This is a genomic window from Leptolyngbya sp. 7M, from assembly GCF_018128485.1.
The window spans coordinates 3,361,760-3,376,601 of the sequence record NZ_CP070897.1; the positions used below are offsets into that span (position 1 = coordinate 3,361,760).

Genomic DNA, 14,842 nt, shown 5'->3' on the forward strand with positions numbered 1-14,842 from the left:
GGAAACGATCAGTCATTCAACCCAATGAGGTAAAGATAGTGCTAGTGCAGGCATCCTGCTCGTTTCCGGTGCGATGTTTGTAGGTAATAGAGCAACTTTTAGCTTGTTTAGGTCAACCGGGCGGTACCGGCGGTAATACTGCTACTAGTCCGCGTTTCATGGCGGCGGGCCGCTCTCCATAGGGAACATTGCCGGTTGGATGGTGAGTATATTGGCGACCAAACTGCATCAGCTCTGGAATTGATTGCTGAGGCGACAGGTCACTAAAGATGAAGGTCAGTTTCTCAGCTGCCGCAAATGCCACCACACAGGAGCGACTACAGACGCCCATACAGCGCACTGGTTGAATCTGAATGCGCTCATGCCAATCACAATCGTTTACTGCTGCCGTGATCTGGTTGAATAGCTGTTCACCCCCACTCAGTCCAGCACCATGCGATTCAGGCTGTGGCTGATTGGTTTTAGAAAATCGGCAAAGAGTGCAAACAAACAAAGTATGGTGAGTCATAGTTGATGATATTGAACAAACAAAACTGATAACTAGGTGTAATTTCTAATTGATTTTGGATTAATTTTGAGTTGATTTTCATTGCTGCATCAACTTGAACAATCCGAGTGGCTGGCTAGAGCTAATAACAGATCATCAAGCGGCGGATATCAAGCAAATTGTTAGCAATTTTTCGTTAGCGGCAGGCAGAATGCTTGTGCACACACGCAAGTGTATGCTGCTTGATTAGCTTGCATCGTCTAGGATTATAGATTCGTGAACTATGCTGAATAACTCATTTACCCATCGCGCTTTACTAATCGCAGCCAAATTTGTCAGCCCAAAAGCCGCCAGCAAGTAATCGCTCAATAGAGCACTGGCTCTATTACTCGTGGATTGGCGCAAAAAAAATCGGAAACGAGATGGTGCAGCGATGCCCTGGCCGTAAGACAGGCCAGATTTGAATTTTGTTACTAGCAAGTAAGGCAGAAGTCAAAATCATCTATACCTCGCAGATGAGAGACGGTGAATCAAATCGGCGGGCATTCTGACTGGGAAAGTTACTTGCACCTTCCTTCACAGCTGCGGGACAGTACCGGACTTGCACCAGATTTTCCCCCTTACGTCTGATGGCTGTTCCCCACCAGAGCCGATCTCAATGCAGTACCACCATACCACCAATGCGGGATAACGGGCATCTGAATTCACCAGGCTTTACGATTGCAATATACGATTGCAATAAATTTATTCGCTTTGCCTATCAAACCGGAGTATCAGAGTGACTGACTACATCCTCTGGTTTGGATTGAGCTGACTTGGCAAGGGCTGCTTGCTTCGCTTCATAAAACCGATAGGCAATTTGTCCCAAGGAGTAGATCAACACAGCGTTACTGGCAATCCCAATGCCCGCTCCAACCAGCGGAATCGCTTCAACCAAGCTCAACCCGGTCTTGAGCACGCCTGATCCCCCGGTGGATAAACCCCAAATCGCTAAAACTTCGCCGCGTCGGGTTGGCTCATGTAGCGAAAACCCGTATACTGCCGCAATTCGATAGACCATATCGGCCTGTAGAGCAGTTACCGCCGCAATATCAAGGGCCAACAGACTAATCGCAGCAGGCGGTATAACGTTCGTGACTAGACCAGCTCCAGCCGCCTTCATGGCAGTATCGGCAATAATCCGCTGTGCTAATTCACCAGAGGTTTCTAACGGATACTGTTGCCGCAGGGCTGCCACTTCCCGCTCCACCTTTTCCACGTTCACCTGTCCCAAGGCGGCCATCAACCAGTTGACACCCGGTACCTTTGTGGCGAATTGCACAACTGGATTTTCGGCAATCGGGGTAACAATCCGGCCCACAGTCTCGGTTCCCTGCTCCAGCATTTCCTGTAGCACCGGCATGATTGTGGTTTCGGCGGTGGTAGTTACCGCAGTCAGCATCTGGTTGAATTGGTCAATCGGATTGTTAGGGGTTGACATAGGGCAGATAGGAATTGGAAGAACGAAGTGGGACTACTCGATCATACCGTCCACTCTAGTGGAGATAGGCTCCAGTCCACGTCTACCTTTCGATGGTTCTCGCCATGCTTCTGGTGATAGCTCTCGTCAACAGCTACTCCAGTGCTGCCCGCAAGATCTGGAAGACGGCCTCTAGCTCATCGGGAATCACAAACAGCTTGATCCCTTGAATGATCAGCTTTCCTTGCCGATTAAGTTGTCCAAACTGCCAGATGTCGCCTGTGGTTACGGCTCCTAACACGGTCGGTTGGTCGTTTTCTAACCATTGATCGAGCGCAATTAACTCTACAGCTAGCTGAGTGAATCCTCTCGCTAAGTCAGCATTTTTGGCTTCCAGTACAATCACTTTTGAATTGCGGTAGAGATAATAGTCGAGTGACCCCTTGAGCACCTCACTAACATTCAGCGGATATTCGATTCGCACCTGTGCTCCTGTAACTTCAGCCGCTTCCAAGAGAATTGGCGCAATTAAAGTTTCCCGACGAGCCGTTTCGCTGGTCAAACTGACATAGGTAAGGCGCTGTTCTAGCTTGGCCTTGAGGAGTGGCAGTTGGGTGGTGGGAGCAGTAGACTGGGGCAGATGCAGCGGTGCTCGTTGGAGCCGATAGCCAAACTCAGCCAAGATATCATCTGGCTCATAGGGCAGCTCGAAATAGCTGCGAAAGGTGTAGGACTGACCTGGTTTAAGAATCGACTGCCGACTCATGCGGCCCTCCTGATTGGGAATATACAAGCTACTACAACTTTAATTGGTACAACAGTAGCCCTCTATATCGACGATTTGGAGCTACCAGGATCAAACACCACCAAAATCTGTAATCCGGGATTGAGCGTTCGTAGAGTTTGGGCATAGCTTTCGGCATCCGAGCGGCTTCGGCATCGAGCGAGGGTGCAGCGCTGCATTTTGGGCAACAGACGCACGACAACCCAAGGAGGCCGAATTCTCGAATCATCCGCAATCGCAGCTCGTTCGGCAGCCGTATTGTAGCCCCAGGTCGCTAAGAAGAGTTGAACATCCTCTAGATCGGCCAGTTGCTCCACGACTTGCAGCGTTTTCAGCCGGTCTTCCACAAACCAGAATACGGCAGAATCTGGTTGCTCAGCTTTGAGCTGGCGCAGAATCTGGTGTTTGGGTTGCTTCACTTCTTTGCCAAAGATGCGTAAGTTGGTCAAGTCAATCTCGTGCTGCTGCAAGAGCTGCTGAATGAATCGTCCTTCTTTGGTGCTGATGATGACCACTTGAATGGAGTTAAGCCAAAGCGTCAGTTGCCCTGCCACACCAGGATAGAGGTACTGCTCAGCCAGCCAGCTTGTCGGATCGGAGGCAATCCAGTGGTCACGAATGCCGTCTACTTCGGCAGCTAGGATGGCGGCACTGAGTCCTTCCTGCTTCAGCAACTGCTGGGCTAATTGGTCCCAGTCCTGCGCCATTTCGGTTTCGCTATAGCCGGTGAGCAAGGCCCGCAGCAACAGCGGCATTTCCCAACCCGTAGCAATTAAAGGCCGGACGCGATAAAACTGCTCTGCTAAACCAATTGGCGGAACTGGATCAGTGAGTTGCCAGAGGTGGCAGTAGGCGCGCCATGCCGTCTGGAAGTATTCCTTCATGCCGTCGCACAGCACGCCATCATAGTCGAGGGCTAGAACCGTAGGTGGGGGATTGACCATAGTTAACGCTATCGCTCGCTCACACTGTTTTAACCCTACCGTAATTTTTAGAATTTAATGGTGGGAGGGAAGACAGGAGTCAAGAGCCGAGGCCAGGAGCCAGAAAGAAAAGCCCTACATCCACATCCTGCTGCAACTGCTCGATACTGCTGTAAGAGAATATTTAATAAGCGGAGAGGCAACTGGTTCGAGATTACAAGCTCCTGCCCGCAACTGCAGAGACATTTCTCTATCTCACCATGCTCCGTATTATAGTGAGGCGATTAGCGCGAAACTTAACTTTCCAAAATGGGTCCAATACCCTCTCAGAGAGGAATCGTGTATTGAACAAACATTTGAGTTGGAAAGACAAGATCGATATTCCGCAAAGGTTTACACCACGCTGAGCGGCTTTGCAACTGAACGAGAACCATTCACAGATTGATAAAATGCGCTGTGAGGTAAAATTCGTCGCACTTCTTCTAGAGTGGTGATACCGCTAGTAACTTTAGCAACCGCGCCTAAACGAAACGAATAAAAGCGATCTTCGTTGAGATAGCGCCGTAGATGAGTAAGGCTACCTTCGTAGATGAGTTGGCGAATCGTATCATCGATATGGATCATTTCGATTACCGCTTCCCGGCCCTGATAGCCAGACTGAAAACAGTGGGAACATCCTCGGCCCTTGCGCCAGTTTTGCACGTAGGCGGATTCGAGCGGTAGTCCCAAAAACTTCAGTTCGGCGGTAGTGGGTCGATAGGGAGCGGCACAGTGAGGGCAGACTTTCCGCACCAGTCGTTGTGCCACAATGCCCAACAGCGCATCGCTGATCAAGCCCGGATCTGGTCCAATATCACGCAGGCGCGGAACGGCCCCGATTGCATCGTTCGTGTGGAGTGTGGTGAGCACTAGATGGCCGGTGAGAGCAGCCCGCACAGCCGTTTCAGCGGTTTCATGGTCGCGAATTTCGCCAACCATGATGATATCCGGATCTTGGCGCAAAATGGCCCTCAGTCCCGCCGCAAAGGTCATGCCAGCTGGTTCGTGCACCTGGGTTTGGGTGATGCCCGGCAGCACATATTCCACCGGATCTTCAACCGTGACAATATTTACCGATTCGGTGGCAATCGCCTGCAAGCTGGTATAAAGTGTACTGGTTTTGCCAGAGCCGGTTGGCCCCGTCAGGATCACCATACCCTGAGGTTGCTGTAGCCAGGATTCGTAAATGGCCAATGTTTGTTTAGAGAAGCCCAGATCCTGAATCGTGGCAAAGGAATTTTGTTGTCGCAATAGCCGCAGCACAACTTTTTCGCCCGGTTCGCCTTTACGGCAGCTCACGCAAGGCAGGGTACTGACGCGCAAATCCAGCCCCTGTTCCTGCTGATCAGCCATATATTTTTCGCCAATCCGACCATCTTGAGGGCGGCGGCTTTCGGCAATGTCCATATCGCTCATCACTTTCAAAGAAACGATGACTTTACGGCTGATATCGGGCGGCAGGGTGGTGATGTGACGCAGAATGCCATCGATGCGAAAGCGGACTCGCAGACCGTCAGGAGCAGGGGCTAGGTGAATGTCGCTGGCCCGGTTGCGCAGCGCACTCGAAATCAGGGCTTTAATCCGCTCGATTTGATTGTCCGCTTGCGATAAATATAGCTCGGCAACTTCACTGATATTTTCCCGCTCTAGTTCACCGGTTAGTGGATTTACCGTCACCGTGTTGGTAATTCGATCCATATCCAGCGATTGCAGACGGTGCCAGTAGGTATAGCTTTTCTCCGCGATTGGCAGCAGTTTGATTTCTGTATTCAGTTGGTCCTTCAACTGCTGCACTACTGGACCTGTCAGTGTCACCGGACTGCCCAGATAGTAACAGCCCTGCCACAGCAGCAAAGGCACGACCGGCGGCAGCGCTTCTCGCTTACTGAAGTGTCGCCAAAACCGATAGTTAACTTCTGGATCCAGCAACTCTAAGTTGACATGACCGTTTGAGCCAACCAGTAAGTCCAGCGCCTGTTCACAGGTAATTTGCTTCTGCTTTAGCTGCTGCCACGCAGTTTGGTTCATCAATTTTTCCGTTGAAAGATTCTCTGATTCGTTCGGCTTCTGATTCATTTGCATGATTCGTCCTACTATTTGTTCTATTTTTGGATAGAGTACAGTGCTCCTTTGTTGGATCTGAACGGGATGCAGGGGTTCCACCCCTGCGTGGGGGCAGTGCCCCCACCCCCTTCTGTTCACAATCAATTTGTGAACGCTGTAGCTGGTGAATGACTCAGTTTGGTTGCTGAATTAGATTGCCTAGTTGGATTGTCTAAGACTAGACCCGTGTAGTACCTGCCAATGAAGACTCTGGATCAACCCAGGTAGCCAGCGCACTCGCCCCAAAAAACCACTGGCGTAAGCCCACCACGCTTACCACGAGCGCCACCAACAGATAGACCGTAATTATGGCTGAACGAATTCGCGGCGAGCGCATGACTCGTGCCATCAGAAAAAACAGCAGGATGTACAGTGCTAGTTTGAAAAGTCCTTCCAACGCGGCGGAGCGAACCGGCGAGACGGCAGTTGCAACAACAGCAATTCCCCAGTAAAGTATCACTATTAGATGAATCGGTGTAATTACCGATCCTGGCTCAGCGTCATCTGAAAGGGTTAGCAATAACCAATAGCCGGCACAGGCCATGAGCAGCACCCCGATCAGGGCATTGGATACAAACGGTGCTAGTGAAAACACGAGCATCACCAATAGTCCGCCAAGCGGTTCTGCCCACTGCATCAACCAACTACCTTGACGCCAGGATCTCAGGGGGCCTACCAAATAGCGCAGATAACTGGAGCGAATCCATTGCTGTGCCGATAGATTGATCAGGGTTAAGTTCTGCCAGGTTGAAGTCATAACTTGAAACGAGGGCCAACAATTGGTCCAACATTATATCGACAATCAGTAAATCAACAATCCATAGTCCAGGTTAGCCGGAAAAGGGACAGTTGGTGAGTCGGTTGCTACTGCTTACCCGTATCACCTTTCTGCGCAATTTTGCACTTGGTCCAATTTTTTCCTGATTGAACAGCAAAGTTTCTGTATCACCAATTTAGATGACGTTGATACGGAAACCAATCATGCTTACACGAATCGTCGCTCTTTCGATTGATGCTTTTGCCGTGCCTACACGTCCTGCCTTAAACCGGGGTAGTGGGCGTTGATACAGTCAAATACTAGCTTTCCAATGGTTCCAATTCCCTGTTCTGCCACCTCCAAAGCCGAATGTCTCACCAGTCTACAGCTTTTCAAAGCATATCTGTTCAGTGACGCGGCTGTTTTTCTGATTAGCAGAATTCAGAAGTACGCAGAGTGCAGTTTCTCCCTTTCCTGCGCTCCATTGCTTCAAACCCGTTCTCTTAAGCGAGTTCTTCTATAGCGGCAAGGTGACAGTTGAGTTTTTAACCTATTTCAACCTAGCAGCAAGACGGGGTACATTTCAGTGTACCCCACACCAAAACCTGAATCAGGAGCTGAATTGGTCAAGCTAAGTCAAATCAATCGTCTCACCGGTCTGCGCTGTTTTTTATGATCCACTGCTTTGCTCCAAATTAAACTGCTAAGATTCAATTGCCCACACTCCTTTCACCCATCTTTCAGGTTTCGCTAGTTATTTTCGTTTAGAGCTTGATTTTGCCCTTGGATTTTTGGTCTCTGAAGTAAAATAGGAAGCGAGACTAGGAAGTGAAACAATGCTGCGTGAGCCGCGCTCAATCCATCGATATGCTGTGAATAGCCTGTTAATTCAGTTATCTACACGATTCCTTTATGTGGCTGCAAATATATAGTGAGGATATCTGAATTCATTGTTTGACAGTGAATTCCTCTTCTCTACAATAGTCCTCGGTAAAGTTCCCCCGTAACCTTTTCTTGAGTGCCGCAATGACGAATGATGTCGATCTGATTAAACGCCTAAGTCCCAGTGCGATCGATCAGATCATGATTTATCTTGCCTTTAGCGCGATGCGAATGGGTGGGCATCGGCATGGTGCTTTTTTAGATGCAGCGGCTACAGCTGCCAAATGTGCGATTTACATGACCTACCTAGAGCAGGATCAAAACCTGCGCATGACGGGTCATCTGCACCATATTGAGCCAAAGCGGGTCAAGGTAATCGTAGAAGAGGTGCGGCAGGCGCTAACCGAGGGTAAGTTGCTGAAAATGCTTGGCTCGCAGGAACCCAGCTATTTGATCGAGTTTCCCTATATCTGGTTGGAGCAGTATCCCTGGCAGCCGGGCCGCTCACGAGTGCCGGGAACCAGCTTGACGTTGGAAGAAAAGCGGCAAATCGAAGAAAAACTGCCGCCCAATCTACCCAACGCTCAACTGATCAATGCTTTTCAGCTGATGGACTTGATCGAGTATTTGCATGAGCAATCCCAGAGCACCCTACCACCCGACCGTCGCGCACCACTCAGTGAGGCTTTAGCCGAACACATTAAACGCCGTTTAATCTACTCAGGGACGATTACCCGCATCGATTCTCCCTGGAGTATCCCGCTATATGCATTGATGCGAGCCTCCTATGCTCCAGCAGATGAAGAAGAGCGGGCTTACACGATGATTGAGGACACAGCTCGTTTCTTCCGCATGATGAAGGATTGGTCGGAGCGGCGACCAGGAACCATTCGCATCCTGGAGGAACTTGACATTCCGGCTGATCAGATGGAAGACGCCTTGGAAGAACTAGATGAGATCATCCGAGCTTGGGCCGATCGACACCATCAAAAGGGCGGCAAAACAGTTGCGCTTCAGATGGTAGTGGGGCCTAAAGAAAGTTAGCCGCCTGAAAAAGTTGACTGCTTGTAGTTTCTTTAAGAACAGCTGCTGCGGTCTACAACAAGTTTTACTAAATCTAATTTACTAAATCTAAATAGATCTAAACAGACTTTAAAGTTTGGCTGCGAAGTGATGACACGCTGCGATCTTTTGCTACACTAGCGGACACTACTTTTACTGAATAGCATCTCTTGATATTCTTATTGCATTGGCTTTCTTCTGTAATTTGATCGATTGTGTAGATTTAAGCATATACGCATCAGCTTGTTCTAAATTGCACTCTGAGGGCGGCAGTTCATTGTTTAGATTAATGGTCCACAGTTCCAGAGCGGCAAGCTAGAAAGTGGGTTCTGTCTACTTAAATCTGTTAGGCCGGAAACAGTTAACCAAAACTGGTTAACTAAAGGCTAGCCAGCTCAAACTGGTCAACCTAAAGTGGTTAACCAAGCAATTGGCCTAGGGTTGGCTTTCTGCTAGGTTTAGGTCCTTTCAAAGGTGCTGGGCTAGTAGGGCCAAGTTTTTGGCAGCGTTAAGTCTTGACTATTACATATCAGGAAACTGTTGGTCGATTTGCTCGCAGATCTGATTGACTTCCTTGGCGAGTTTCTGGTGGGAATCTTCTATTTCTTCAGGCGACAGATATTTATTGCCAATCCGATCCGCTTCTAAGAATAGTTCTTCTAGAGGTAACTCTTCAAATCGATATTTTTCTAGAAAATCATTAATTGTTTCATATAGCCGAATCACATTGTCCCAACCTACATTGCGGTAGTTGTTCTGTTTCAACCACTGCTGATCGGCTAGTTTAAGCTGAAGCCGATTTTCTGAGTTTGCCCGCTGTACATCACGGTAACTCATGCCGTTATAAGTTCTTCGCTTGCTGCCCATGCAACTCTCTTCCTATTTTCAACCGAGTGTCCATTTAAATAGACGAATCAGGGCTTTCCGAATTTCGCTATCTTCGTACTTCAGCAATTCATTTGTGTCTCTAGCCAGCCTCAGCTTGATGGCGTCTACTATATTCTTGAGCGCTTTGTTATCTCGCTTAAGCTGGTCATTCGCTTCCACAAGAGTTGTATTCTCCGTGGTTAGAGATTCCACCTTATCGCTCAATTCGATGGTTTGAGAAGATAAAACTTTGACTTCAGTTTCTAATTGCTGCTTTTCTTGTTCTAACTGTTTTTTGCGCTTTTCCAAACTGACTTTCGAGGCTTCTAAAGCCTGGATTGATGCTTCTAATTCTGCATATTCAGAACTAAGAGTTTCCAATTTCCTTTCTGCCTGGCTGCGTCTTCTACCCAGAGCAGCATTATTGCGCCCTAATTCAGCATTTTTGCGAGAAAAAGATTCGACTAACTTAAGTGCACTTGGCTCACGCTCAAGCAAATCTAATAATCGTTCGCATTCTGCCTCACTTAATGGTTGGCTAACATTTTTATTGATGCCATACTTTTCCTTCAACGTATCTTGTAGCTCGCTCTTAGATACCATCCAACCATCTCCAAAAATTTTAGAAAGCTACCTTTCAGTTACAATCTTTCCCACTTCAAACTCACGAAATCGCTTACTCCAACCCAGCGATGCGGCCAGTAACATTCTTCTGGCTCCTGACTCCTGGCTCCTGAACAAACACCGCCAAATCAACAATTATTGACAAATCCCTGCCTACGCTTGTGCTAGCCAGATGTTTCCTTTATGCTGATTTTTGCCGGAGATTTCCGGTAGTTCCAAACAGGCTCAAGGCACGGAGCGCTGATTAGGAGTGCAGGCACACTGCCTAACCAGCTAACCTAACTTCCTGAAATAGGCAGGAGGCCAGGCTGTATTGATTATCAATCGCCTCGCTGATGCAAAACAAGTGGTTAGGGAACCACCTAGCCTTGAGCTTTTCTTCTATCACGAGGCAAATTCTATGACGACAGAGTTCAACGAACTGCTGCCTTCTTCGCCTGAGGATGCAGTTCAGATTTGGATTATTGGCAGCCGCGACCAGGTGATTCACAAAATGAACGAGTTCCATGTCAGGCGGTTGGTGCCCGATCGCGCTCGCTTTACGCCGCTGATTCCGGCTCCGGTTCCGGGTAAGGTGATGACGGTGCTGGTCTGCTAGCGTTGCCTGGGTTGGATTGCAATTCGGTTGCACTGGCTTACATAGCTGTTGCATCGAGTTGCAATTCGATTGCATATACTCACCCAAGCACAAACTCAAAATTTGTACGAATGGCCCAGCGTGCAGCAGCGCTGAATTCGGCATCATCTTGAATTGCCCGTTCCAGCAAATCTTTTGCCTTTTTTGCCTGCTCTTGAAATTTGTCGTCGTCAGGCCGGTCGGCGGCCAGTTTAATTACATTGTCTAGTTCCCTCAATAACTGCAACCGCTGGAGTCTAGCTCCAGGCAAAGAACGCTGGTTGAGCTTGAGTGAGTCAATCGTGGCTTGCCCTTTCTGACTGCCGTCGATGGCAAAGGCAATCTCGCCTCGAAAACCAATAAATGCTTCTGGATCCTCTTTACCTGGATCGATGAACAAAGGCTGCTCGCGCTCAATAGGTTGCTTGTGATCCGTGGCGCGTTCGGCGGGATTCTGGAGCGGAAATAGGTTTTGTTTATGGCGTTGGTTACAGGACGGACAGGAGAGATAAAGATTGTCCCATTCATAGGCAAGCCAGTAATAGCCCGGACGCTGCATGGGTTCGCCGAGCGCTTGTTTGTAGGCTTGTTTGGGTCGGAAATGTTCAACATCGCCATCAGTTCCAATCAGTCGTTCGCAGAAACAACATTTCTGGCGCTGGGCCACAATCAAGGCTTGCTTAACGCTTTCGTGAGCATAGATAGAGCTAGCGAATGAGAAAGTTTTCTTGCCAGACTGATAAGCCTCTGGATCACGCGAATAGGCAGCGGAATGAGCGCGCCGTTTGTTTTTCCCATCTTGGGCAAGCTTCTCTGGTACCGCATCTGGCTTGCGAATCCGAATCACCCAATGCCCTCCGCTCAAGAATTCTCCAACAACTGAGCTGCCCGACGAATAATATCCATTGCTTTGATGTTGTCTGGAGTTTCCGCCGTGGGTAAGGTGCCAATTTTCGCTTCTAGTTCTTGCAGTTCGGCTTTGTCGGCTTTGGTAAGTTTGGCTTTGGTCAGCAGTTCCCGCCTGCGGTTCAGCAAAGGTTCTAGTTCGGCAGGTCGAGCCGTGGGCAACTCAAATACACTCGTTAGCACCTGATCAACGCGCCAATTATCAATAATTTCCGGATTGTTGTCGATTACGACCCGATCACCTTCTCGCCGCAACAGCACAATGTTGGCATCCTTGGCGGCCTGAACGACTAGCGGGCTGTGGGCCGTGACAATAAATTGGGTATTTGGGAATCGTTCGGTCAAGAAGGTCATAATCATACGCTGCCATTTGGGATGCAGGTGCAGGTCGATCTCATCCACCAACACAATCGCTGGTTCCGCCAACGGATCACCACTGTCGGGATAGCGCCGAAACAGCTGCACGGCCAAATCCACCATCCAGGCAATCGCGGTCCGGTACCCCAATCCCAAGCTAGACAAAAAAGAGCGGCTTGATCTTTTCCGAAGGTGTGCTTGAGACGCTTCCGGATGGATTTGGTTTTTTGCGGGCTCCGGAATACAACTATCTTCCGGGCCCTGATGACATCTATGTAAGCCCGTCGCAGATACGCAAATTTGATCTTCGGACCGGCGACACGGTCTCGGGTCAGATCCGTCCGCCGAAAGAAGGCGAGCGTTATTTTGCCCTTATCAAGGTTGAGGCCATAAATTTCGAAGCGCCGGAGCAATCCCGCGAAAAGGTTTTCTTTGATAATCTAACACCGCTTTATCCGGATGAACAGCTCAAGATGGAGGTCGGGCCCGAGAATATAGCGGCTCGCGTGATCGATCTTGTTACGCCTATCGGAAAGGGGCAAAGGGCTTTGATCGTTGCTCCGCCGCGAACCGGTAAGACGATGCTTTTGCAAACGATCGCCAATTCGATCACGCAAAATCATCCCGAAACGACGCTCATCGTTCTGCTCATAGATGAGCGGCCGGAAGAGGTTACCGATATGCAGCGTTCGGTCAAGGGTGAGGTTATTTCCTCCACGTTTGACGAACCGCCGACACGTCACGTTCAGGTGGCGGATATGGTGATCGAGAAGGCAAAAAGGCTGGTCGAACACAAGCGTGATGTTGTGATCCTTCTAGATTCTATAACTCGGCTTGCCCGTGCTCACAACGCGGTCGTTCCGCCTTCTGGCAAAATCCTGTCCGGCGGGATTGATTCAAACGCTCTTCAGCGGCCAAAAAGGCTTTTCGGCCCGGCCCGGAATATCGAAGAGGGCGGCTCGCTTACGATAATCGCTACTGCTTTGATCGACACCGGTTCGCGAATGGACGATGTCATTTTTGAAGAGTTTAAGGGAACCGGTAACTCTGAGATCCATCTCGACCGGAGGCTTTCTGATAAGCGCCTGTTCCCGGCGATCGATCTGCAGCGTTCGGGGACTCGCAAGGAAGAGCTGCTTATCGATAAAGAGGACCTGAATCGCATCTGGGTAATGCGGCGCGTGCTTAATCCGCTCTCGCCGGTCGAACAGATGGAGGTCGTGCTAGAACGTCTTGGCAAGACGAAAACGAATGCCGAGTTCTTGGCTTCAATGCAGACCTGATCTTTCTGTGATGAAATGTGGCCGGTGGCCAGTGGTTTCGATGTGATCGCTTGACCGCTGACCTCCGGCCTTTGTTGACCTTTATATGCGTGTAGCAGTCATCTCCGCCGAGGCGGTGCCATACTCCAAAACAGGCGGCCTAGGTGATGTTGCGGGTGCCCTTCCAAAAGCCCTTAAGAACATCGGCATCGATTCTGTTCTGATCACGCCATGTTACTGGCAAACCAAGGGAGAATTTCTGTGGGAGACCGCTATCCGCGATCTTAATGTTGAATGGCGCGGCGGCATTTATCCGGCAAAGGCATTCTACAGCGAGGCGAACGGCTCTCCAACATTTCTCATTGACGCTCCATCCTTATTTCATCGCGATTCTATTTACGGTTACCTTGAGGATCATGAGCGGTTTGCCTTTTTTAACAAAGCTGCTCTTGTGCTTTTAAGGCGGATCGGACGCGCACCGGATATTGTTCACCTAAATGATTGGCATTGTGGCTTTGCAGCGGTTGAATTGGCTGAACGGCGACGATGGGACACGTTTTGGCAGCGTACGCGAACGGTCTTCTCGATCCATAATATGGCGTATCAGGGGGCTTTCGGTTTAGGCGAACTGTGGAAGCTCGGCTTTGGCTCTGGTTTTGCCCGGGATCGATTTTCGTTTGATGGGCACGCATCCGCGATGAAGGCGGGATTGGAAACTTCTGACACCCTTTCAACCGTTTCTCGAAGATACGGGTTTGAGATCCAAACTTCTGAATACGGTTACGGACTTGAATGGTTGACCAGAAAGCGTGCAGACAGGCTGATCGGTATCACCAACGGAGTTGATTATGAGGTCTGGAACCCGGCGACCGATCCTGAGCTTCCAGCCAACTACGACATTAATGATCTTTCCGGAAAACGTGAATGTAAACGCGCAATGCTGGAGCGGTTTTCCCTGCCGATCGATCTTGAACGGCCCGTACTCGCAAACATAACCCGACTTACGGCTCAGAAGGGGATCGATCTGATGATGCAGGTTGTCGGGGAGGTGCTTGCGGCTGGTGCTTACATTATTTCGCTTGGTTCAGGCGAGAAGAAGTATGAGGATTTTTGGCAGTCGTTGCGCGATCACGCTCCGAACCAGGTCGGCATCTATCGCGGCTACAGCGAACCGCTCGCACATCTGATCGAAGCCGGAGCCGATATGTTCATGATGCCTTCGAAGTTCGAACCGTGCGGATTGAATCAGATGTACAGCCTGCGTTACGGAACGGTGCCGATCGTTCGTGCTGTCGGCGGACTCGATGACACCGTCCAGAATTGGGATGCCGTTTCCCAGACCGGCAACGGATTCAAGTTCGGCCCTTATGCGGCTGATGCATTCCTCGAAAAGATCTACGAGGCTCTCTTTGCCTACGGCGATAAAGATTTGTGGCAAAAGATACAACACAATGGAATGTCGGTCGATAACTCCTGGGAAAACGCGGCACGAAAGTATGTGAGCCTTTATCGATGGACACTAGATAATTAGGCGGTCATGAGCTTTGCCGGATCAAGTCACAGATCTAAGCATAGAGGAGTAAAACCAAGATAGGAAGACCTGCATCATGGGGCCAAACGCTTCCCACGGATCGCAAGTTTTCGAGCGATGGAAACACCGTTTCTGCGTGTAAAGTTTCTTCCCACAAAATCTTCAATTTGATATAGAATCCTG

At 49.5% G+C, this 14,842-nt stretch carries 13 protein-coding genes, 1 pseudogene and 1 riboswitch; of the genes and pseudogenes, 4 read left to right on the forward strand and 10 right to left on the reverse strand.

Going from position 1 to position 14,842, the window contains the following annotated elements; genetic code table 11:
• Window positions 1–112: 112 nt before the first annotated feature.
• The 6 genes from JVX88_RS16720 to JVX88_RS16745 all read right to left on the reverse strand — a co-directional run bounded on the left by JVX88_RS16720 (window position 113) and on the right by JVX88_RS16745 (window position 6,552).
• Complete coding sequence (locus JVX88_RS16720) at window positions 113–508, reverse strand: DUF1636 family protein (protein WP_211628400.1); 396 nt, start codon at window positions 506–508, stop codon at window positions 113–115.
• A gap of 498 nt (window positions 509–1,006) precedes the next feature.
• Window positions 1,007–1,156, reverse strand: a riboswitch (cobalamin riboswitch).
• Between the two features lie 91 nt (window positions 1,157–1,247).
• Window positions 1,248–1,967 carry an EcsC family protein gene (locus tag JVX88_RS16725; RefSeq protein ID WP_211628401.1) on the reverse strand — a complete coding sequence of 240 codons (720 nt, stop codon included), beginning with the start codon at window positions 1,965–1,967 and terminating at the stop codon, window positions 1,248–1,250.
• Window positions 1,968–2,100: 133 nt separating this feature from the next.
• A complete protein-coding gene (locus JVX88_RS16730) occupies window positions 2,101–2,712 on the reverse strand; it encodes a hypothetical protein (RefSeq protein ID WP_211628402.1) in 612 nt (203 codons plus the stop codon).
• A 62-nt stretch (window positions 2,713–2,774) separates the two neighbouring features.
• Window positions 2,775–3,674 carry an HAD family hydrolase gene (locus JVX88_RS16735; RefSeq protein ID WP_211629141.1) on the reverse strand — a complete coding sequence of 300 codons (900 nt, stop codon included), beginning with the start codon at window positions 3,672–3,674 and terminating at the stop codon, window positions 2,775–2,777.
• A gap of 372 nt (window positions 3,675–4,046) precedes the next feature.
• Window positions 4,047–5,768, reverse strand: a complete 1,722-nt coding sequence (locus JVX88_RS16740) for a GspE/PulE family protein (protein WP_225931436.1) — start codon at window positions 5,766–5,768, stop codon at window positions 4,047–4,049.
• Between the two features lie 205 nt (window positions 5,769–5,973).
• Window positions 5,974–6,552 (reverse strand): hypothetical protein, encoded by a 579-nt coding sequence (locus JVX88_RS16745; protein ID WP_211628403.1) that lies wholly within the window; start codon window positions 6,550–6,552, stop codon window positions 5,974–5,976.
• A gap of 1,026 nt (window positions 6,553–7,578) precedes the next feature.
• Here JVX88_RS16745 and hetR point away from each other — a divergent pair.
• Entirely contained in the window at window positions 7,579–8,478 is a 900-nt protein-coding gene (hetR, locus tag JVX88_RS16750) for a heterocyst differentiation master regulator HetR (RefSeq protein WP_211628404.1), read from the forward strand.
• Between the two features lie 540 nt (window positions 8,479–9,018).
• Here the strand turns inward: hetR and JVX88_RS16755 are convergent.
• Both JVX88_RS16755 and JVX88_RS16760 read right to left on the reverse strand, forming a co-directional pair.
• Window positions 9,019–9,333 (reverse strand): hypothetical protein, encoded by a 315-nt coding sequence (locus tag JVX88_RS16755; protein WP_225931437.1) that lies wholly within the window; start codon window positions 9,331–9,333, stop codon window positions 9,019–9,021.
• Between the two features lie 48 nt (window positions 9,334–9,381).
• Window positions 9,382–9,966: a hypothetical protein gene (locus JVX88_RS16760; RefSeq protein ID WP_211628406.1), complete on the reverse strand. Its 585-nt coding sequence runs from the start codon at window positions 9,964–9,966 to the stop codon at window positions 9,382–9,384.
• A gap of 334 nt (window positions 9,967–10,300) precedes the next feature.
• Here JVX88_RS16760 and JVX88_RS16765 point away from each other — a divergent pair, with 334 nt between their 5' ends.
• Window positions 10,301–10,585 carry a hypothetical protein gene (locus JVX88_RS16765; RefSeq protein WP_211628407.1) on the forward strand — a complete coding sequence of 95 codons (285 nt, stop codon included), beginning with the start codon at window positions 10,301–10,303 and terminating at the stop codon, window positions 10,583–10,585.
• Window positions 10,586–10,664: 79 nt separating this feature from the next.
• On the opposite strand, the gene JVX88_RS16770 is transcribed toward JVX88_RS16765, so the two are convergent.
• Window positions 10,665–11,468 carry a hypothetical protein gene (locus JVX88_RS16770; protein WP_211628408.1) on the reverse strand — a complete coding sequence of 268 codons (804 nt, stop codon included), beginning with the start codon at window positions 11,466–11,468 and terminating at the stop codon, window positions 10,665–10,667.
• The gene (locus tag JVX88_RS16775; RefSeq protein WP_211628409.1) at window positions 11,465–12,031 is read right to left on the reverse strand and encodes an AAA family ATPase; all 567 of its coding nucleotides are present in this window, start codon (window positions 12,029–12,031) and stop codon (window positions 11,465–11,467) included. The genes JVX88_RS16770 and JVX88_RS16775 overlap by 4 nt, the downstream gene beginning before the upstream one ends.
• 14 nt (window positions 12,032–12,045) lie before the next feature.
• Here JVX88_RS16775 and rho point away from each other — a divergent pair.
• Both rho and JVX88_RS16785 read left to right on the forward strand, forming a co-directional pair.
• A pseudogene (gene rho, locus JVX88_RS16780) lies at window positions 12,046–13,149 on the forward strand (transcription termination factor Rho); the annotation flags it as partial.
• A gap of 85 nt (window positions 13,150–13,234) precedes the next feature.
• Window positions 13,235–14,659, forward strand: a complete 1,425-nt coding sequence (locus JVX88_RS16785; protein WP_211628411.1) for a glycogen synthase — start codon at window positions 13,235–13,237, stop codon at window positions 14,657–14,659.
• Window positions 14,660–14,842 lie beyond the last annotated feature (183 nt).